21 protein-coding genes are annotated in these 20,206 nt (G+C 54.6%); 11 read left to right on the forward strand and 10 right to left on the reverse strand.

Annotation, left to right across the window (positions count from 1 at the left end; all coding sequences use genetic code 11):
- The first annotated feature begins 6 nt into the window (after positions 1-6).
- Both BFW87_RS12410 and BFW87_RS12415 read left to right on the forward strand, forming a co-directional pair.
- A complete protein-coding gene (locus tag BFW87_RS12410) occupies positions 7-369 on the forward strand; it encodes a DUF4810 domain-containing protein (protein WP_078740105.1) in 363 nt (120 codons plus the stop codon).
- On the forward strand, positions 366-1,016 hold the full coding sequence (locus BFW87_RS12415) for a DUF799 domain-containing protein (protein WP_078740106.1): 651 nt from the start codon (positions 366-368) through the stop codon (positions 1,014-1,016). The genes BFW87_RS12410 and BFW87_RS12415 overlap by 4 nt, the downstream gene beginning before the upstream one ends.
- A 51-nt stretch (positions 1,017-1,067) precedes the next feature.
- Here BFW87_RS12415 and BFW87_RS12420 read toward each other — a convergent pair whose 3' ends face one another.
- Complete coding sequence (locus BFW87_RS12420) at positions 1,068-2,435, reverse strand: M10 family metallopeptidase C-terminal domain-containing protein (RefSeq protein ID WP_254865880.1); 1,368 nt, start codon at positions 2,433-2,435, stop codon at positions 1,068-1,070.
- Positions 2,436-2,468: 33 nt separating this feature from the next.
- Here BFW87_RS12420 and BFW87_RS32270 point away from each other — a divergent pair, with 33 nt between their 5' ends.
- The 4 genes from BFW87_RS32270 (at position 2,469) to BFW87_RS12435 (ending at position 6,171) form a co-directional block, all read left to right on the forward strand.
- Complete coding sequence (locus tag BFW87_RS32270; protein WP_254865881.1) at positions 2,469-2,927, forward strand: hypothetical protein; 459 nt, start codon at positions 2,469-2,471, stop codon at positions 2,925-2,927.
- Between the two features lie 303 nt (positions 2,928-3,230).
- A complete protein-coding gene (locus BFW87_RS12425; protein ID WP_078740107.1) occupies positions 3,231-4,859 on the forward strand; it encodes a vWA domain-containing protein in 1,629 nt (542 codons plus the stop codon).
- Positions 4,860-4,999: 140 nt separating this feature from the next.
- Positions 5,000-5,572 carry an RNA polymerase sigma factor gene (locus BFW87_RS12430; protein WP_078740108.1) on the forward strand — a complete coding sequence of 191 codons (573 nt, stop codon included), beginning with the start codon at positions 5,000-5,002 and terminating at the stop codon, positions 5,570-5,572.
- Positions 5,569-6,171 (forward strand): hypothetical protein, encoded by a 603-nt coding sequence (locus tag BFW87_RS12435; RefSeq protein ID WP_078740109.1) that lies wholly within the window; start codon positions 5,569-5,571, stop codon positions 6,169-6,171. Before BFW87_RS12430 ends, BFW87_RS12435 begins: the two co-directional genes overlap by 4 nt.
- Before the next feature lie 207 nt (positions 6,172-6,378).
- On the opposite strand, the gene BFW87_RS32510 is transcribed toward BFW87_RS12435, so the two are convergent.
- A complete protein-coding gene (locus BFW87_RS32510) occupies positions 6,379-6,726 on the reverse strand; it encodes a KTSC domain-containing protein (protein WP_368483944.1) in 348 nt (115 codons plus the stop codon).
- A gap of 763 nt (positions 6,727-7,489) precedes the next feature.
- Between BFW87_RS32510 and BFW87_RS12445 the strand changes: the two genes are divergently transcribed.
- The 4 genes from BFW87_RS12445 to kwaB all read left to right on the forward strand — a co-directional run bounded on the left by BFW87_RS12445 (position 7,490) and on the right by kwaB (position 11,446).
- Positions 7,490-9,097 (forward strand): YecA family protein, encoded by a 1,608-nt coding sequence (locus BFW87_RS12445; protein WP_078740110.1) that lies wholly within the window; start codon positions 7,490-7,492, stop codon positions 9,095-9,097.
- Between the two features lie 50 nt (positions 9,098-9,147).
- A complete protein-coding gene (locus BFW87_RS12450; protein WP_078740111.1) occupies positions 9,148-9,666 on the forward strand; it encodes a transcriptional regulator in 519 nt (172 codons plus the stop codon).
- A 218-nt stretch (positions 9,667-9,884) separates the two neighbouring features.
- The gene (gene kwaA / locus BFW87_RS12455; RefSeq protein ID WP_078740112.1) at positions 9,885-10,475 is read left to right on the forward strand and encodes an anti-phage protein KwaA; all 591 of its coding nucleotides are present in this window, start codon (positions 9,885-9,887) and stop codon (positions 10,473-10,475) included.
- On the forward strand, positions 10,472-11,446 hold the full coding sequence (gene kwaB, locus BFW87_RS12460) for an anti-phage protein KwaB (protein ID WP_078740113.1): 975 nt from the start codon (positions 10,472-10,474) through the stop codon (positions 11,444-11,446). Before kwaA ends, kwaB begins: the two co-directional genes overlap by 4 nt.
- A gap of 233 nt (positions 11,447-11,679) precedes the next feature.
- Here kwaB and BFW87_RS31970 read toward each other — a convergent pair whose 3' ends face one another.
- Entirely contained in the window at positions 11,680-11,862 is a 183-nt protein-coding gene (locus tag BFW87_RS31970) for a hypothetical protein (protein WP_163001582.1), read from the reverse strand.
- Positions 11,863-11,936: 74 nt separating this feature from the next.
- On the opposite strand from BFW87_RS31970, the gene BFW87_RS12470 reads away from it, so the two are divergent.
- Positions 11,937-14,201 (forward strand): restriction endonuclease, encoded by a 2,265-nt coding sequence (locus BFW87_RS12470; protein WP_078740546.1) that lies wholly within the window; start codon positions 11,937-11,939, stop codon positions 14,199-14,201.
- Positions 14,202-14,406: 205 nt separating this feature from the next.
- Here the strand turns inward: BFW87_RS12470 and BFW87_RS12475 are convergent, their stop codons facing one another.
- The 7 genes from BFW87_RS12475 to BFW87_RS12505 all read right to left on the reverse strand — a co-directional run bounded on the left by BFW87_RS12475 (position 14,407) and on the right by BFW87_RS12505 (position 20,190).
- Positions 14,407-14,616 (reverse strand): hypothetical protein, encoded by a 210-nt coding sequence (locus tag BFW87_RS12475; protein WP_254865882.1) that lies wholly within the window; start codon positions 14,614-14,616, stop codon positions 14,407-14,409.
- Between the two features lie 64 nt (positions 14,617-14,680).
- Positions 14,681-15,523, reverse strand: a complete 843-nt coding sequence (locus BFW87_RS12480; RefSeq protein WP_078740116.1) for a chromosome segregation protein SMC — start codon at positions 15,521-15,523, stop codon at positions 14,681-14,683.
- A 98-nt stretch (positions 15,524-15,621) separates the two neighbouring features.
- Positions 15,622-18,510 (reverse strand): DUF927 domain-containing protein, encoded by a 2,889-nt coding sequence (locus BFW87_RS12485; RefSeq protein ID WP_078740117.1) that lies wholly within the window; start codon positions 18,508-18,510, stop codon positions 15,622-15,624.
- Positions 18,507-18,779 carry a DUF3077 domain-containing protein gene (locus tag BFW87_RS12490; RefSeq protein ID WP_017734497.1) on the reverse strand — a complete coding sequence of 91 codons (273 nt, stop codon included), beginning with the start codon at positions 18,777-18,779 and terminating at the stop codon, positions 18,507-18,509. The genes BFW87_RS12485 and BFW87_RS12490 overlap by 4 nt, the downstream gene beginning before the upstream one ends.
- The gene (locus BFW87_RS12495) at positions 18,776-19,060 is read right to left on the reverse strand and encodes a hypothetical protein (RefSeq protein WP_078740118.1); all 285 of its coding nucleotides are present in this window, start codon (positions 19,058-19,060) and stop codon (positions 18,776-18,778) included. Before BFW87_RS12495 ends, BFW87_RS12490 begins: the two co-directional genes overlap by 4 nt.
- 528 nt (positions 19,061-19,588) lie before the next feature.
- Entirely contained in the window at positions 19,589-19,927 is a 339-nt protein-coding gene (locus tag BFW87_RS12500; RefSeq protein WP_078740119.1) for a hypothetical protein, read from the reverse strand.
- Positions 19,924-20,190, reverse strand: a complete 267-nt coding sequence (locus tag BFW87_RS12505) for a helix-turn-helix transcriptional regulator (RefSeq protein ID WP_078740120.1) — start codon at positions 20,188-20,190, stop codon at positions 19,924-19,926. The genes BFW87_RS12500 and BFW87_RS12505 overlap by 4 nt, the downstream gene beginning before the upstream one ends.
- Between the last annotated feature and the right edge of the window lie 16 nt (positions 20,191-20,206).

The raw sequence follows: 20,206 nt of genomic DNA on the forward strand, positions 1-20,206 counted from the left end.
ACACGGATGAACAAGGCAGTGAAGTTGGCGCTGATGCTGACAGCAATCGCGACGGTCGCCGGGTGCCACACGGCGCCTCAACCCCTATATCAATGGGAAAGCTACCAGCCGCAGGTTTACGAGTACTTCAAGGGCGAGCCCAAGGAAGCGCAGGTGGAAGCACTGGAACGTGATCTGCAAAAGATCAACGCCAGTGGCCGCAAGGCGCCGCCGGGTTACCACGCCCATTTGGGCCTGCTGTACCTGGGCATGGGCAAGGATGACCAGATGGTGCAGGAGTTGCGCACCGAGAAGGCGCTGTTTCCTGAATCTGCCGCCTACATGGACTTTCTGCTGAAAAACGCCAAGACCGGAGTCGCCACTAAATGAACCTGTTGAAACTCACCGGCGCCCTGTTGGCCCTGGCTTTGCTCGGCGGTTGCGCGGCCCCCAAAACCATCGACTACACCGCGTACAAACAAGCGCGGCCGAAGTCGATCCTGGTACTGCCGCCGCTCAATGAGTCGCCGGAAGTGCAGGCGTCCTACAGTCTGGTTTCTCAGGTCACTTACCCGTTGGCCGAAGCCGGTTACTACGTGTTGCCAATTGCCCTGGTGGACGAAACCTTCCGCCAGAACGGCCTGACCACCGCCAACGACATCCAGGCCGTGGCACCGGGCAAGCTGCATGACATCTTTGGCGCGGACGCGGCGTTGTACATCACTGTCAGCGAGTACGGCACCAAGTACATGCTGATCTCCAGCGACACCTCCGTAACCGCCTCGGCCAAACTGGTCGACCTGCGCACCGGCACCACCCTGTGGACCGGCTCGGCGCGGGCTTCCAGCGAGGAAGGCAACAACAACGGCGGCGGCCTGGTTGGCATGCTGATCACGGCGGCAGTCAAGCAAGTGATCAACAGCTCCACCGATGCCGCGCACCCGATTGCCGGTATCACCAGTGCACGCCTGCTGTCGGCGGGGCAACGCACCGGAATTCTGTACGGGCCGCGTAATCCGAAGTACGGCACTGACTGATATGTCGAAAAGCCTTTGCTGGCCCTCCGGTCAGCAAAGGCCTGTGCACCCTCAGTTCATCAGAACATCCTTGGGCTTGATCACCTGCGTGCTCTTCACCAGAAAGTCCGGGCTGCGGTTACCGGTCAGGTCGATGGCGACGAAGTAGCGGTAGGTTTGCGGGTTGTAACTGACAATGGTCTCGCCGGCGCGTCCGGTGAATGCGTCCGCCAGCATGAGGCGCGTGTTGGCTTCTTTTCCGATCCCGCGCAGGTCCAGCTTGTCAGTGCCGCTGGTGAAATCGGTGAACAGCCGGGCGTTGGCGAATGTTGAGTCGCTCGCCTTGTTAAAGACGAAACCGGGCCTGGCGGGCGAGGTATCCATTCGTTTTATCAGGGGCGGCACAAAGTTGACGTTGTGAGGCGCCACCATATCCTCGGGTTTGACTCGCCCGTGCGTCTTGATCACCAGGTCGGGTTTGCCATTGCCTGTCAGGTCGATTTCGACCATCCCTGCACCGGTTTTTTCGTCGTAGGTCAGTCGCGCCTGGCCGGCTTTTCCACTCCAGTTGTCTGCAAATGACAGCGAGGTCAGCCCTGCGTTTTTCAAGGCTTGGGACACGTCGATTTTGTCGACGCCGCTGGTGAAGTCCATGATTTCGTCCGGAGCTTCAGGCGTGGAGTCGCTGGCGTGGTTGTAGACGAAGGTGTCGGCGCCACGGCCGCCACGCAAGCGATCCGCGCCGCCGCCACCCGTGAGCCGGTTGTCGGCGTCGTTACCGATCAGCGTGTCGTGGCCTGAGCCGCCGATGGCGTTTTCGATAAGGCAACCGCGGGCAATCGAGACGTTGCCTTGGTAGCCACCCACATCGGAGAAAGAGCCGGTGTTGAGGTTGATGACCTGGTTATTGCCGTAGCCCGAGAAATCCAGCGTGTCGTTACCGGCGCCGTCCCAGACGCAAAAGGCGGCGGCGTCACGGTAATCTCTCAACGAGTGTTCGTCTCGCCCGCTGTTGGAATTGAAGCCGTACGTGTTGTTTTCCCGGCGAGTTTGGTAATTGGCCCCGTACTTGTGCTGGATGGCACTGATGTCATCCATCATGGGGCCCTTTGGCAAGTCTGGGAGGTGTTTGCCACTGCTTTGAGCGCTGAAATAACTCATGACGGAATGGGCTTTGGAGTCTTGGCCGTAGATTCGTTTTGAGTCGTCTGGTCGGCCGTCGTAGTCGCCCGGGTGATTCAGGCCGAGGGCGTGGCCGATCTCATGGGTTATGTGATGGCGTACCGCAAATTTTTCGTTGTAGCGGGTGTCACCGCCGACACTGCCTTTGTAGGTGCGGTAAGGGTAGGCGCCATCGGCCACCGCAATGTTGTCGTGTATGCGGAAGGTCAGCCGACCCTCTGCCCGGGGGCCGTCTTCAGTGAAGGCCAGATTGGCCACATCGCCCCATGATTCAACGGAGCGTTGGGCCTCTTGCTTCTGCTGGGCGTTGAACTCTCTGCCCAGGTGATAGTTGAAGGTGTAGGAAATTTCGGTTTTGTTATTTCGGTTAGAGTCCTGCCAGGTGGTGGTACTTCGTGTGAGTTGCTCGACGGCCTGTTGCTTGTTAAAGGAATGCCTGTTGGCCCTGCTTATGTACGGGTCGTTCGGGCGCAGGGTGGTGTCACGGTTGCCTGGGCTTGCGTTTTGAGCGTCTGTAACCGCGTTATCTGCACGCCGATTGTGTTGAAAATGCTGGTATTGAACTGGGCGCACAAAGCGATGAGGCGTGAGAAGTTGAACAAACGGCCGCAAGAGTGCATGCAAGCCGGAATGTCGAGCCGAGCGCTTGGCCTGTTGGGCGGGTTGTGGTTGGAACGTGTAGGCCGGTGTTCTGAAATCTATTCTCAAGGTCATTATTCTCGTTGGGTAGGTGCAGTGCTCCTTACTTGATCAAGTTCGCGAATTCCCTTCCGTTGAGCACAAAGCTGCCAGTGCGAAGGCGAGTTTCCAAAGGCTGTTATGTGTCCAGGTAAGTCACCAGTCGAAGGTTTACCCGCGCTTGGAACGGGAGCCTGTCTATTCACGGAATGTTTAGTTTTAGCGGTGATGCCCGTCGCCGCTGGGGCGCGGCGCTACATACATTTACCTTGATAGGCTGCTCGGATTTCTCCGGCAACGAAGGCCTTTAACCCGAATGCGCTAAGCCCTGCGTCTGACCTTGTGAATGGATTATTCACACACGAGGTTAAGCCAATGTCCCGTCCTCTTTTTGCTGCCCAAGGCTTCGCCGTTACCCTGCTGGTAACGCTGGCAGGTTGCGGGTTGTCGTCTTCCCGTGATGTGCCGAAACCGGCCGAAGCTGCCCCGGTCTCCGAACTGCAGAGCGAACCCGCCCAGGGTGCATTGAGCAAACGCATGGCCATGCCTGCACCCATGGCCACGCGCCTCGTCATGCAAGATTCGTCGGCGACGCAGTACCGCAGCGAGCCTCGTGAACAGTACGAAAACCTGCCGGAAAACCCGGTGCACCGCGTCGCTGAAACCCCTGTCTCGACCTTCAGCGTTGACGTGGACACCGGCAGTTACGCCAACGTAAGACGTTTCCTCAACCAGGGTAGCCGGCCACCCGAAGGCGCTGTGCGACTGGAAGAGATGGTCAATTACTTCCCTTACAGCTACGCGCTGCCCACTGATGGCTCGCCCTTTGGCGTGACCACTGAAGTGGCCGCCACACCCTGGAACCCACACACCCGACTCCTGCGCATCGGCATCAAGGCCTCCGACCGTGCCGTGGCCGACTTGCCGCCGGCCAACCTGGTATTTCTGGTGGACGTGTCTGGCTCAATGGACCGTCGCGAAGGCTTGCCGCTGGTGAAAAGCACCCTGAAATTGCTGGTGGACCAGTTGCGCGATCAGGATCGTGTGTCGCTGGTGGTCTATGCCGGCGAATCCCGCGTAGTGCTTGAACCTACTTCCGGGCGCGATAAAACCAAAATCCGCAGCGCCATCGACCAGCTCACGGCGGGTGGCTCCACCGCCGGTGCATCCGGCATTGAGCTGGCTTATCAGATGGCCCGTGCAGGCTTTATCGACAAAGGCATCAACCGCATCCTGCTGGCCACCGACGGTGACTTCAATGTGGGCATCAGCGACTTCGACAGCCTCAAGCAGATGGCTGCCGAACAGCGCAAAAGCGGGGTTTCCCTGACCACCCTGGGTTTTGGTGTGGATAACTATAACGAGCACCTGATGGAGCAACTGGCCGACGCGGGCGACGGCAATTACGCCTACATCGATAACCTGCGCGAAGCCCACAAGGTGCTGGTGGACCAGCTGAGTTCAACCCTCGCGGTGGTGGCGCGGGACGTGAAGTTGCAAGTGGAATTCAACCCGGCTCAGGTCAGCGAATATCGCCTGCTGGGTTATGAAAACCGCGCCTTGAAGCGTGAGGATTTCAACAATGACAAAGTCGATGCAGGAGAGATCGGCGCAGGGCATACGGTGACCGCGCTGTACGAAATTGTGCCGAAGGGTGAGAAGGGCTGGCTGGAACCGCTGCGCTACGCTGTCGACGCCAGGGCCGAAGGTAACTCCGCTGAACTGGCGATGCTGCGCGTGCGCTATAAGCCTGCGAGCGGTGGCGCCAGCCAATTGATCGAGCGGCCCATCAGCACCACACCTAGCCGGGCCAGCGACGACTTGCGCTTCTCGGCCGCAGTGGCGGCCTTCGCCCAACAGCTCAAGGGCGATGGCCGCTACACTGGCAACATGAGTCTGCAGGACACCGCCGCACTGGCCCGCTCGGCCCGGGGCGACGACCCGTTCGGGTTGCGCAATGAATTCGTGCAACTGGTGGAGTTGGCGCAGAGTCTCAAGCACTAACGACGATCAAATGTGGGAGCGGGCTTGCTCGCGATGCAGGCAACTCGGTGCATCAGTTAGTCTGAGTGGATGCCATCGCAGGCAAGCCAGCTCCCACACTGGGCCGGTTTTAATTTGCTGAAAGGAGTTCGCCACCAGACATGGCCGTTCCAGATGATTCACCCAGCGACGAATCGCTGCTGGCCCGCTACCGGACCGGCGACGCTGCCGCGTTCGAAGTTTTGTATGCGCGGCACCGCCAGGGCCTTTACCGGTTTCTGGTGTCCCTGAGCAACAAGGCCGAACTCGCCGAAGAGGTGTATCAGGAGACCTGGCTCAGCCTGATCCGCAGCACCACCCAGCCACAGGGGCGCGCGAGTTTTCGTACGTGGTTGTTCCAGATTGCCCGCAACCGCCTGATCGATCACTGGCGCAAGCACGGCATCCACAACCCGCTGCACGACAGCTACGACGAACAACTGCACGCCCAGGCCGACGACAGCGCCGGGCCCGAGCAACAGTTGAGCCTGAGCCGCGACCAGGCGCGCCTTGACGCCGCGCTGCAAGCGTTGCCCGAAGACCAGCGCGAAGTGTTCCTGCTGCGCCTGCACGGCGAGCTCGACGTGCCGCAAATCGCCGAGCTCACCAACACCCCGCTGGAAACCGTGAAAAGCCGCCTGCGTTACGCCCAGCAGAAACTGCGCCGCCTGCTGGCCGAGGAGATAACCGTATGACCGACTCCCGACATACCCAGGATTCCGACGACGTGTTGCTGCAACACTTTCGTCAACACAGCACCGGCGAGCCGCCGGCGTCCCTGGACGCCTTCATCCTCAACGCCGCCCGCCGCGAAGCCCCGGCACCCCAACCGAGCCTCTGGCAACGCTGGCTGCAAGCCTGTATGCGTCCACGCTGGCAGATGGCATTTGCCACCGTCGCTGGTGTAGCGCTGTTGGTCGGCGTGGTCATGCGCTCACCCGTGCCGCAGCCGGACATCTCCACCGCGACCTTCTCCGCCCTTCATCAAGAAGCCGCCCGCCCGGCGCCGCAAGCGTATTCCGCACCTGCGCCCATGGCGCGTATGGCCGCACCAAGGGCTGAGAGCGCCCCGGCGCAAGCGGAAATCGCCGGTTCGTTGGCGGATGCGCCGGCAGCAAAGCTGAGCAAGCGCGCAGCGGTGGTATTGCCTTCGTTGGAGGAGGGGTTGCAAGAGATCGTGAACCTGCGCGAGGCCGGGCAGGCCAGGCTGGCAGATGAGAAGCTGCTGGCGCTGTACAAACGCTTCCCACAGGAAGACTTGCCGGCGCGGCTGGAGGCGTTGCAAAAGCCTTGAAACAGGCGCCCACCAAAAAGCCCCAGGTCTTTCGACCTGGGGCTTTTTTGTGTGTATCTGGTGCCCCGGCGTCGTTTGAACTGGGCGGTAAGATGCCCGGTTTATAAGGGTTCTTGTGGTGGTGTCTCGGTTAGGCATACACAGGGGCATACACGCCCCCTCGTGCTGGGTGTGCATCTGGCATGAAATACGTTCGTATGCCCAGGTCTAGCACTGGTACCGGTCCTTGATCATCCTATCGAAATAAGTACCTTTCGAGCCGGCCCCCATTAGGCCCTGATGGATGTTAGGTGGGACGCGGCAGTAGTCGTAAGTACGCCCTTGCTTGAACGTGATTTTCATCCTGCCTGTAGCTGGGTCATAGCCGACAGCTGTGATCGCCGTCGAGTTGACACGAACCATATCCATAGCGCTTTCCCTACCCCTGATTGATAACGTTCTCTGTTCTGATACTAGTCGGTGTTTCGTTCGGCGGTGCCATTGCGTCCGTCCAAAAGGTGGGCGGTGCTGAAAAGCTGCTGGGGACCCTGAGGTTTTTCTTCCAGCACGGGGCATGAAACCCGCGGGATCGAGTTAGTGGGAGGTGCCGGAAGTTACTGAAATTTCAATCGTTGAAATTGAAAGGATCTTGAAGAAAAAGGGCCATCGTTACAGCTTCGGTAAAGGTGGCCGTATTTGTTGCGGATAGTGAACACCTCCATTGCGTCAACCATGGTGACGGGTGTCAACCACGTCAACCAGTCAACCAACTTAAAAAATCCAGCCGCTAACACGAACGCGCGGGTTCTATGCCCCGTGTCTATCCGAAATGCCCAGGGTCCCCAACGGCTTTCCGATTCATAGGGCAAATGCACTGGTGAACAGCAGTTCACCCGGTTCACCTGTTCACTAAGCTGGGCATCTTTCCGCTGACACGATCACGCGGGTTTCCTACCCCGTGCCGAATCAACATGCGTAGGGGCCCCCGCGTGTCTAGGCAAAACCAGCAGCATGATTGATCTCGCCGCGCTGGGGGTTGCATTTCAGAAGGGGCTCGGGGGGATACCTTAAAAAACGGTGTTACGGGCGTTACGCGTGTTACATGCATGCATAACTATATGATTCCAAACGATTTATATGGTGTTACACGGATATGTTTCATTTGTCGATAGACGTGTTACATAGCAAATAGGTGTTACATCAATAACCGCTCCGGAAGGGGGGTTATGATGATTAAGACGACTGTCACCGCATCAGAACCCTTCGCTTTGAAGTGCCGCTATCGGCCTAAGCGGCCATTTCGTGGCACTCAATTTCACCCTCTAGGAGGCCTATACGGATGCGCAACAAGCCTGGCCGAAATGATCCTTGCCCTTGCGGTAGCGGCCGCAAGCTCAAAAAATGCCATGGGTCCATCAACAATCTCGAAATAGTGCAGAAGCTGAATGGACCGCGCATGCGACAGGAGATACAGATGACACTTGCTCGTCATGAAGCCCAAGAGTTTCAGAGGCGTGAGCAGCAGGGCCTCGGCAGGCCTATCATTTCCGCTGAGTTCCATGATCACAGAATCATAGCCGTCGGTCAGACGATGCATTTCTCACAGAAGTGGAAAACGTTTCACGACTTCCTGCACGACTACCCGAAGATCGTCTTGGGTAGTGAATGGTGGATGTCTGAGGGAAGTAAGCCTCCAGAAGAGCGACATCGTATTCTCACTTGGGCGGTCCGCTGCTATGAGCACTCGAAAGCTCATATGGAACAGATGGGGACAGGTGTTCCGCAGCCGATGACGGGGGCTAATGGTGCCTATATGCGCTTCGCATATGACCTTTACAGCCTGAAGCACGCCATCGAGGTCCAGAAGCTGCTTATCGACCGAATCAAATGCCCTAAGAACTTCCCCGGCGCGTTGTACGAAGTACGGGTCGCCGCCGCCCTGATTCGGGCAGGCTTCAGCCTGCAGCACCAAGATGAAACTGACAGACGTACTACTCACGTTGAGTTCATCGCTACGGACACTAAGTCCGGTGCGATCTACGCAGTTGAGGCCAAGCGACGAGAAGGGGGGCGGATGAAAATCAACAGGCAAATGAATCGCGCTTTGAGCAAAAAGTCGGATCATCCTCGCATTGTTTTCATTGACACAAACGACGGACGCCTGGAACTGGGCAGAGGTCAGCCTAACCCTGTAGCGCTTGTGGAGGCTGAAAACCTCTTAAAGCTATATGAGCGAGACCCTACTGGGCAAAAGCTTCCGCAGGCATATGTCATAGTCACCTTCGATCCAGAGGAGCATCACCTTGATGCAATTGATCTGCCTTACGGAGTGCTGCTGTGGGGCTTCCACCTCGAAGATCTTCACCCTGGGCTGAAAAACCTGCTTCAACAGGTCAAAACTAGGCGCCGGCATGCGCCCGTCTTTGCGCTGCTGGAGTCGATGCAGAAGCACCGGCGCATTCCCGCTACGTTCGATGGAGAGGCCGAGTCGTTCTCTGGTGGAATTCCCAAGGCACGGCTACAGGTTGGTCAGCGGATGGAGGTACCAGGACCTAATGGGACGCAGATCGAGGCGACGCTAGAGAATTGCGTCGTCATGCCGAAGTCGGGTGAGGCATTTTGTATCGCTTGTAGCGACGATCAGCAGCGCTTCATAGTCAAGATTCCGTTGATGGATGATGAACTAAAGGCCCATGCCCAGCACCCTAAGACCTTCTTTGGAGTTATTGATAGGAATGCTGGCCGCTCTAGTCCGAAGACTGACCTGGACTGGTTCGACTTCCTCTTGGAAACATACTCGAGCAGCACAAAAGAGAAACTGATCGAGCTCATGGACCATGCACCCGACATTGAACGATTGAAGGAGATGACCCAAGAAGACTTGGCCGACGAATATTGCGTTCGAATGGCAGGCGCAATGGTGGAAGCCCATATGGAAATGATGTGACTCACTCTCCGACTCTATCGACACTTTTTCGGCGCTATTGAGGTACAGCTATGAACGATATTCCCAAGACACTTGCGGAGACTCATCCGCATCTCAGCGGCTTCATGGACTTCCTTGCCGACTTTAACAAAGAGACGGAGCGCGGAACTGCGTTGGCCGCTGCTGCAATGCTCGATGAGCAGCTTGCTCGGATCATCGAGGCCTTCCTCATCCCTAACAAAGGAAGTAAGGCTCTCATTGACGGCTTCAATGCGCCGCTTGGAACATTTTCCGCACGCATCGCTTCCTCATTCGCCTTGGGCCTTTTATCTGAAGTCGAGTACAGGGAATGCGAGTTGATCCGAAAGGTACGCAACGAATTTGCGCATCAAATTAAGGTTTCATTCAAGAGTGCGAAGGTCGCGAATCTCTGTTCGCTACTGCAGCTTTCGGCGAAAAGCTATGCCGATATTCACGTCGACACCAGAGGCCTGTTCACCACCGCAGCAGTCGCGCTGATCTTGAATTTGACAAATCGCCCACACTACGTTGGGCAAAAGCGGTTACAGGTGGAGAACTGGAAGACGTAACCCTTGCTTTCATAGCCGGGCCGGGCTTACTCATACCAGCGACCGGAGAGGTGATGTCCGCTTTGGGTACAATCGTCTGGTTGAGGGGGGCTGCGGATATAGGCTAGAAATAAGTGAGAGCGCAGAGACAGCCACTGCCATTGCCAATGCCATCATTGTGCTAGTCTGCATTAGCGGCAGCGAATCCTTCGGTGCCACTCGCTAGGAGCGGGTACTGGATGGGAAGTCAGGAGAGTCAGGCGCATTTTCGCCAGTCCGTGATGAAGTTTGAGCTTTACGTAATTTCGCTCTGGCTTTTGTTCCTTTTGATGATCGTAGTTAAAGTTAATATTCCTATCTGCTTTGGGACTGACTGTCAGTATGTCGGCACCTGGGTGCTGATCACTACCAATATCCTTCCAATAATTTCTCTAGCATTTATTGGTGTTGTGGTAATTTGCTATATTCGCTTCAAGTACAGAATCGACTCAAATGTTGGCCTGCCTGTTGTAGTTAAGAAGGTTGAAGATTTAAGCTACGAGCATCTTACCTTTCTAACGACCTATATTGTCCCTCTGATATGCTTTAATCTAGACAATATTCGCTACATCATTGCCCTTTTTATCTTATTGTTTGTAATCGGGCAGATCTACGTAAAGACAGACAAGTTCTATGCCAATCCAACACTGGCAATACTCGGATTTAGGCTTTACAAGCTGGAGGTCGACGGAGCTAGTAAAGTAATGATTACGACGCAACGAATTAGTGAGTTAGACAAAGTTGTATTCACCACCATTGACGAAAAATTCGTGTCTGGAAGGAAGATATGAGCATTGACGCATTGCGATTGACCGCAGAAAGTCTGACAAATGATCCCCAAACTGTGGGTATTATGTTCTTCATCTTGAAAGAGCAAAATACGTTTGTGTCCCGTAAAGTTGAACTTTCAGCTGACGCCCAGCGAGCGTTAACAGTGGAAGTAAAACTGGAACTGAGTGAATTCTTTGAGAGCGATTACGTTTTGAGAGATCTCACTGCTGTTGATCTGCGCCAAGATGCTATCTTCCGCTATAACCTTATAGACTACCCGCCCCAACTAGATGCCTTCGTTGAGACGCTTGATACGCCTAACGCAATTCCAGACTTCAGTCATGTGAATGATGATGTGACTGCTTTGAAGGCGATCGTGGTCGTGTTGGGAAATGGAAATGAGAGCTTATCTATCTACAAGCATCACTATCCTACCAACACTTATCGCAGAAATGGCTTTAGCCTGCTTCGCGCAGGTATTGCACAGGATCGCTTTGAAAAGCTCGACCAAGAAATAATTCGGTTGAGTCACACCGTAGATTTTATTTATGAAGGTACCGATGTATTTGTTACAAACTTCAAGGTTCTCGAAAGGTTTTTTGGCTTCAAAGAAGCGGTCAAGGCTGACGCCAGTGTAAAACTTGCCACACTTAACGTTCGAAATCTCATTGAGAGTATTGCCGTATTGGAAGATAGGATTACTACTCAAGGGGATGTGACATTTGCCCGAAAGGTGATCAGGGCAATTTCCCATTCTAGGGTTCTTGATACCGTAATTAATGATCAAATCATTCAATTTATTAAGCAACACCATAGCTTGAGTAAGAAAATAAAGATCAATGCTGCGGAGACGCAGATCGTCTTGGATACTAAAATCTCCCAGAACTTCTTTATGAAACTGCTTAACGATGACTACCTAAAGTCCGAGCTAACACAATTTGAATATGACGCTGATAGCAAGGATTTGGTGGAGCCACCCGTAGTTCCGTAGGCTATTTCGGCTCTCCTAATGAAGGAGATATTAACGAATGCCTTTTGAGCAATCCCACATCAGCGACTGCTCGTTGCTGATAGGTGTCGCCAACGACCGTTTTCTGCCGATTCTGTTGAAAATCCGGCTTCGAATTCCATGGCAGAAAAGTACGTGCCTGAGATTGAAGTCTTAGTCTTGCGCAGAAGGTTCAGGAGTCGGATTTCACGTGGCCGCGTGCAAAAAAGATGTTTTCATCCATCAATATTCGCGCGTTTTGGGCAAGCCGACTTTTTCAACATAATCGGCCAGAAGCCGACAATCAGATCATCCATGTCTTCGACATCGCGTTGCTGTATTGGAGCAAAGCACCAAGTCATATGGCCCACCAGCCCAAGAAAGCACGCATCATTACGGCTATCACTGCGATGGCTCACGTGTGGCTTCCAACAACTATAATCTCATGCTGAGCGGTTTACTGGCATGTGGTCCACTTCTGAGCGAGGCTTTTGTGAACGATTACGATTTTTCGCGGCTAAACGATAAAGAGTTCGAAGTTTTTTGCACTGACCTGCTAAGCGCGAGGGAAGGGGTCAGATTCGAAAGATTCAAGCCCGGACGTGATGCTGGAGTGGATGGGCGCTTTTTTAGGTCAGAGGGAGAAGAGTGGATTCTCCAGTGTAAGCATTGGATTTCGACGCCGTTAGAAAAACTCGTTAAATCGATTGCGGATTCTGAAAACCTTAAAGTTCAAAAGTTATCGCCGAGTCGATATATTTTAGCCTTGTCTCACTCGCTTTCACTTAATGATAAAAAAATTTTGATGCAGAAGCTTTCGCCGTTTGTTTTGTCTCCAGCAGATATACTGGGTCGACAGGATTTGAGTGACATACTCGCAAAGTATCCAGATGTTGAAAGACGTCACTATAAGCTCTGGATTGCTAGTTCGAATGTTCTTGCGTATATGCTTAATAAACCCATACATGATAGGAGTCAGTTTGAACTTGGCGAAATTATTGAGACCTCTAAGCTGTATGTTGCTACAGTAAATCATAATCAAGCGATTGATAAACTGGAATCTACGAGTGTTGTTATCATCACAGGTCCAGCTGGCATTGGTAAGACAACATTGGCAGGGCAGCTAATCTTACAGTACGTCGCAGACGGCTTTGAGCTTTCAGTAATTTCTGATGATATTAAAGAGGCTGAGAGTATCTTCGACCCTGACTCGAAGCAGATTTTCTATTTTGATGACTTTTTGGGCCGCAACTACCTAGAAGCACTTTCTGGCCATGAGGGTGCCAAGATTGTAGGTTTTATCAGGCGTATAGTCAAAAATCCGCAAAAGCGATTTGTGTTGACATCTCGAACCACTATTCTCAACCAAGGAAAAATTTTAAACGATGTTTTCCATAACTCAAATATAAATAGAAATGAGTTTGAGATTACACTTGAATCTTTGGCTAACATCGATAAGGCCAAGATTCTCTATAATCATATCTGGCATTCTGAAATAGATGCCGATTACGTTGAGCAACTGTACTCGAATAAACGTTATCGAACTATTATTGATCATAAGAATTTTAATCCTCGGCTAATCCGATTTATTACCGATGCTCAGCGATTGGAGGATGTACCATCCGCGTCTTACTGGGCTCATATAACTGATTTGCTAAATGATCCTTCTCAGGTCTGGGATCATCCATTTCAAGCGCAACTGGATGACTGTGGCCGTGCCTTGGTTTTGCTGGTCGCTATGAACGGTCGCGTGATTACTGAGCCTGAGCTTTCAGAGGCATTTGCGCGATATCTAGAAAATCCAGGAGCATCCAGTCTTACTGGGAAAAAAGATTTTCTACTAAACCTCCGTCACCTCTCTGGTTCGATGCTCACGAGATTAGCAGTAAGCGAAAATCAGACTATTATTCGGTTGTTTAACCCGTCTTTAGGTGACTTCGTACTCAACAGATATGCCAGTAACACACCCGTTTTACGGCAGTGCTTTGGTAGCCTAAAGACACAATCTTCATTGAGTACACTGAAGGATATGCAGGATAACAAGATAATCAGTGCTAGCGTGGCGACCGAAGTGATAGGTCATATCTTTTCATCCGTTTTAGATATTAATTTTCTTGGGTCTAGTGCCGAATTTGTAGCTCAACTATGTATTGCAAGGTCTGAGCTTGGTAAAAAATTTAACTTGTCAGATCAAAGCCTCTTAAAAGCGATTAATTTTATTGGCGGTGAAAGGTGTTGCCGATCCTTCTTGGCATCAGCTCGAGTACTTTTATGGGCCCTGCGCATTGGCAGCGTTGATAAACTGACTGTGGAAACATTCGTGGTTGGAGCATTCGACAATGAACCAAATTATGACGAATTACTGATTTTAAGTGAGCTTGTCAAATGCTTTGCAGTTGTAGAGCATCAATCGCTTTACGATGCATATGACCAAGCCATCACGGATTACCTAATCGCGTCAGTTGAAGATGAGTTTCCAGATGCAGAGGTGTTTTCTGAAAGTGGTTCGCAATCAGCAGCTCGCAGAAAATTTATGGAGTTAATGGATGAAAAAGCTTTCGAGTTGGGTGCTAATGATTCATCCAGTGTGGCTGATAGTGTTGTGGGCTTTGTTGATGTGGATAGATTTTACGAAAAATATTTTAATGAAGCAGAGCGTGAACCAGATTATGAGTCTTATAGAGATCAACGCGTGAGATGGTCCGAGCAATCATTTAGTGCTATCGATCCAATTGACGATTTGTTTTCGCGAGATTAAAAAATTTATGCTGAGTTCATATTGCGGACGAATGATATGGTGGGTTTGATTCGCCCTTGGTTTTCAGTCACTTTCAAGGTCTGATTTGGCCGGAAGTAGTCTTAAGTCTTGTATCGTTATAGGCCAGAAGCCGAAAAGGTCTAAATCCTTGCCTGTAAGGATAGGATGTAGTGAAGCGGAAGCTGCTCAGTCTTCCGCTTCTTCATCACCCGCACTTTCTTTTGAGCTGAAGGTCAATGAAATCAAGCTCTGCCTTGATTGCATCAATCGTGAGCGTCTCAACCGTGGTGTCTTTGTTTTCTCTAGCGTTGAGCTTTTTCATGCCAGCCAGGACGACGATTATCCCGTTTAAATGAAGCTTTCGGGCCTTCAGGTAATCCGACATCTGTGCCCTGTTCTGTGGTGGTTTGTTCATTGATGGACCTATGGTAGGCCCGAAACAGCCTGCCTTTCTCAGGCTGCTTCGGGTAAGGTTTGAGTTAAGCTGCCAACAGGTCAAGCAGGCTGTATTGGTGTGAGCGATCCACGAGTTCGCGCCAGGTCCAGCTTCCAAAGTGCTCGCCCTGTTCAGGGATATCCAGCTTCATCAGTGCAATTGGGTCACGACTGATCAGGTTGCGTGCAGCCCACAACTTACCGCCTGTTTCCAGCAGCGCTTTCGCGGCCTCGTTCCACTTTTCTTCTAGCACCGTGTTCGCAAGATGCGCCGCTTCATTCTCGATCTTGGCGCGTTCCTTTTGTGCCTCGGTGATGTGCAGATCAATCGTCACCAGCTCCTGTTCCAGGGCGTTGATGAGCAGTTGTTGGCGGCGGTGATGCTCAACCGCACCCGTGAGGTTTTTTGCTGCCTTTTGAGCTTCTGCGTTAGCCGCTTTCTCGCCCTCTACATCGCCCCAGGCGACAGCCTGTGCATAAGCGGTGGCGGCGTCCGTTTCAGCTTGTCGAGCTTTTGCCATGTCTTCCTGATCGCTCTGGCGGACCTGCTGCAACCGGGTCTCGATGCTACTGCGCTTTTCGTTGAGTTCCATCTCGTCGGCTTTCCAGTTCGCCATATCGCTGAGATATCCCGCAGCCAAGCTCTCACGGTTTGCCAATCTCTCAAGGCGATGAATCTTTTGATTCAGGTTGCTGATCTCCAGATTTCGCGAGTCGATGCGTCTTTTGTGATCGTTGATTTCATCCTGCACGGCTCGTTGACGGCCCTGCTGGATGACCTCCGGGCTTTCCAGCGCCTCTTCAAAGGGAGCCAGGTCACCCTGAATGCTCTCCACTTCGAGGGTCAGTTGGTCGCGACGGTCTTTCAATTCTTGGATAGTGTTCATCTGTATTGTCTCTGGGTACTGCGGTTAATAGGGATGGTTGTCGAATGGCTGGCAAGGCCGGTAATGAGCCGGCGCTACCTCGATCAGCAGACTCGCCATCAGGCGGCCTTGGCCTCGCTTTCATCCGTTCCAGGAACTGTCTTCACCACATAGCAGCGTTGAGGTCCTAACCCCGGCAGGCGAATCAAGCTGTACGCCTTGCCGTCGCTTCCCGGCTCGAGCACGCCCCGTTGCAGCAGCTCCTTGTTCACCGCACTGATGTTCATGCCCTTGAAGATTTCCGCTCTCCAGGCTTCTGGCAGCACGTAGTAGGTGTTGGTGGTGTGCAGGGCGTCGCCCATGCCGTGTTCCAGGGTCTTGCGAAAGCCCAACCGATCAATCGTACGAGGGCCGTGCTCATCGATCTTTGCGGCGGCAGATTCCCAACGGGTAAAGCGGCTTTCTCCAAAGCGTTCGATGACCTGGCGCAGCCGCGCCAAGATCGCATCGCCCTCGAAGTTTCCGGCGCCGCCGCGTTCGGCCAGCCACGCATGCAGACACACCCGAGCGGCGGTCGTGGCTGTGCCATCCGGCCAGCCGGTAACACCAAAGGCGGTAGCCAACTCTCCGGCGGCGGCGGCGAGCCCGAAGCGAAGGGCGGCACGCTGCGCCTGACCACTGGCCGAGGCTGGTAGGTTTTGGGTGATGAACTGTTCCACCGTGCGGCGCACGATCACTGTCCACCTGAGCATTTCCCCAGGCGCACACAGTGCGTGCAGGAAAGCGGTGAGGGGCGTGCCGTAATATTTGGCTACTCGGGCCTTGAGCGCATCGGAGAGGGCGGCAGCGTCCTCAAAACCGTTCAGCACATCGAACATGCCGAGGCCTTTGCTGGCATCCGCTGGCACGGCGAGCATGCGCACCTCCATACCGGCTTTCAGCTCCTTGTTTGCATCCGCCATGTGCTGCGCCAACGTCTTCTCGCCGGTCGAGAGAAACAGCAAGCGCCACTCCTGCACCTGTCGGCCCGCTTGTCCTCGATCATTCGCCCGGGCCTTGCCGGTGCCGTTGCCGAGCATGTACACCGTCTCGCCAATTATGCGCGGGTCGCACATGCCGATTTCATCCAGTACCAGCAGACCGTCTGAGTGTGCGGCGGCGATGGACTCCAGGGCGTTATCCGTGGAGCGCCACGAGCGCACCAGACGAGGCCCACCATAAACCGAGGCTGCGACTTGCAAGTGAGTGGTCTTGCCGCCGGAGCTGTCGCCGTAGAGGTGGAAGCCGCCCGACTCATGTCCGAGCATGTTCAGCAGTGGGCCTGCAAAGGCCACAGAGACGACAAACGCTAAGCGGTGGTTGCCAACGCACAGCGCGCCGATTTGTTGCTGCCATTGCTCCAGAGAGCCGGCCTCGCTGATCGGTGGCAGTTGGGCACCGGCCTCATAAAAATGCAGATGTTCGTAGTGCGAGCCGATCTGTTGTTCGGGCAATAGGAACGCATTGTCGTGCCAGCCCAAGCGCGTCACCAATCGTGCGCGCTGGGCGCTATCGAAGCCGCCGAGGTAACTCTGCAGGTCATTGCGTGCGTTGCGCCCGGATCGACTTCCGGCAAGGCGCAGCCCCATATCTACCAGCGGGCCGAGTACGTCTTTGCCGAAGTCGCCGGTCATGGTCCTGGCCGGAATATTCCAGCGTTTTTTGGCGCCGTCCGGGTCGTCGAATTCGACCAGCAAGCCCCAGTTGTGGCCCTTGTCGTCGCGAGTGCGGGCGATGATTTCGAGAGGCGAACACACGGGGCGTGCCTCACCATCATCACCGGAATAAAACACTCCTTCAGGCGTCAGCCGAAAGCCGCCCGGCAACAGGTCATTTTTCGATTTCGCAGGGCGTTTGGCGGGCGCCTTGGCCTTCTGTTCTTGAGGTTCAGTTGGCTCAGCGGCACTGCCGAAAAACTCACCGCTGCGCACCAGCTCGGCGACGTGGGCAGCGGTCCAGCCTTTGGCTAACGCATCCGCTGCATCGTCGCCGTCTGCCCATTTTCCACCCTTGATGAGCGTGGGCTCTCCGCCTTTGCTGCTGGGCTTGAGCTTGAACACGTCGAGCGAGACTAGTTGTACCGAAGCGACGCCCAGCTCAATCAACTTGAGCTGGATGGCGTCCATGCAGGTCTTGCCGCTGGCATCGTTATCCGGCCACAGCACCACAGCGCGCCCTTTGAGGGGCGTCAGGTCGGCCTTGTGCCAAGAGTTGGAGCCGTTCGGCCAGCAGGTGGCTACGTGGTCGGGCATCAGTTCGGCGGCGGCATCAGCAGCCTTTTCGCCTTCACACAACACTACAGGCGCATCGGCGCGATGTGCCAGCTCATCCAGGCGCAGCAGTGGCCGAGGCTCGGGCAACCCCTGCCAGCGCCATTGTGTGGTTTGCCCATCGGAGCGCTTGCACCAGGTCAGCGGTGCAAAGACCTTCCTCGGTTTGCCGTCTTCATCTGGGCCCAGGTCGAAGCGATACAGCGCCATGACTGGCTGGCCCTGAGCATCGCGATAGATCCACACCTTGGACGGAACACCGTGTTGCCGGTGCTTGGCAGGACACTTGTTCATGGCCTCGACCGGGATCGGCTGAATCGCGATCCACTCCGGCATTGCGTTCTTGGTCGGTGCGCTTTTGGTTGTCGCTGAACCTGCGGAAACACTGAGCAGATCCGCCAGTTTTTTGCAGGCCTCAACGTCCGTGCCGCCATCGATATAACGCACCAGGTCGATCAGATCGCCGCCCTTATCGCCAGTGGCAAAATCCGCCCAGGTGCCTTTGCTCAAATTGACCTTGAGCGAGCCAGCGCGCTTGTCCGTGCGCGTCGGATTAGGTGCGGTGTATTCCTTACCGCCATCAACGCGTTTGCCGTTCGGCAGCCAGTGAGCAAGCACACGGTCGATGTTCTTTAGTGCGGCACTTTTTACGTCGGCAAAGCTCGGACGCTTTGAGGTGTTGCCGGTGCGCTGAGTCATGGTGCGGTCCTCGACTCAAGCAGCGCCTCGTTCACGTCGTCGATCAGCGCCTTAGCCATCTCGCCGAGGTAGAACGCAGGCCAACTAAAGCGCTCGCCCGCATCGCTGATGGCGGCGTCGAGGATCAGTTGATTGGCGTGGTGCAGAATCTGGGAGACGGCTTCAAGTGCGTCCTCCAGCGGGATACCGGCATTCACCCGAAATAGGTTTTGGCCGTTACCGTTGGCAGGGGAAAACTCGGAGCGTCCAAGCGTGTTGGAGTGGGTCACAGAGCACCGCCTTTCTGGCCCATAGGCACAGAAGAGGCATCACCGTACATGGTGAGTGTTTTGATCAAACCCAAGGTGCCGCGCACATCCCAAATAACAGACGAGAGCACGTGGTTGGAGAGGAGGGGTTTATCCCCGTCTAAGTGGTCTTCCAGCAACATGAGAACGGAGTCGGCCCGGTCGAGCGCACAGGTGATGGCGTCGATAGGCAGGCCTGCTTCGGCGTCTGGGCTGACGCAGAGGAGGTCCTCGGGGAGCGCGAACCCTGGGAGCATGCTCATTGGACACCCCCTGCGGCTTCCAGGGCGCGCGCCTTGGACATATGGGCGTTGTAACGGGAAAGGCGTGTAGCGAGGCTGGAGTTGGCGTGTAAAGCGGCGAGAGCCATTGCTCGATGAGCGGCGGCGCGAATTTTGGACGGATTGAGGGCGTGCATCTGGTAAAGCTCCTGTATGTGAGGAGCTGCCACGGTTCGCCGCTAAACGAATTAGGGTGGCAGCTGTGCGCGGGTTAGCGGACCGGGCATACAGGACCCCGGCAGACCCGAAGGTCTCCCACGCACAGCCACCATAAACGAGAGTCGCAGGCACAAAAAAAGCGCATGCAATCGAGTCGGAAGCGCTTGTGCGCCTGTATGTGCTCGGGCCGCTAAACCCGGTCGCTGAATTTGCAGCGACGGCCAGAGAGTAACGTCCGTTTTTTGAAAGTGCAACTGTGCAGATCACTTGCGGATTTTTTCGACGCGGCATAAATTGATCAGGCATGTAGGTTTACCTCAACGCCTCCGGTTGCCGCCGGGGGCGTTTTCGTTAGTGCTGGGAGGCGTTACGACTCAAGTTCATCCAGAACAAGTGATTGCCATGCCGGGAGTTTGTAAGCATCAGCTCCAGCGCAGTCACGTTGGCTTGAACACTCGGAATGAGCTGCTCGGTATCCTCAACCAGCATCCCTTCTGGCGGCTCGATTGAGAGCATCACCCACTCGCGAGATGGCCAGACGAGAAGCATTACGTGAGCCCCTTTTGATATGGCGTCATCGCGCAATGTGCGGAGGCGGTCTTGGCCTTTGGCAGTAACGTTGGGTAGAAGGCCGATGCCGAGTAAGTCACCGGTGTCCGAAGTTGTTTGTGGCAGGAACATAGGAGTCATGCAGCCACCCTGTCGCGAGTAGCGATGCGTGCGTGAGTCCAATCCAAAACTTCAGAAAGGACCCATGCGACGGGCGCCCCCCGAGCGGTGCTGTCGGTGAGCTTTACTGCTTGTGGAAAGCCGCTTTCAGGCTGGCTCATGAGCTTGTAAATGGTGGGGCGGGCGAGGCCTACAATGGCCATTACCTCAGTAATTCTGATTAACCTTGTTGCGGGCGCCAGATCTTTGATGTGTACGGGTTTGGAGGGGAGAGAGCTCGTCATAGTCGTGCCTGTAAAG

Source organism: Pseudomonas fluorescens (genome assembly GCF_002022275.1).
GTDB classification, from domain to species: domain Bacteria; phylum Pseudomonadota; class Gammaproteobacteria; order Pseudomonadales; family Pseudomonadaceae; genus Aquipseudomonas; species Aquipseudomonas fluorescens_AJ.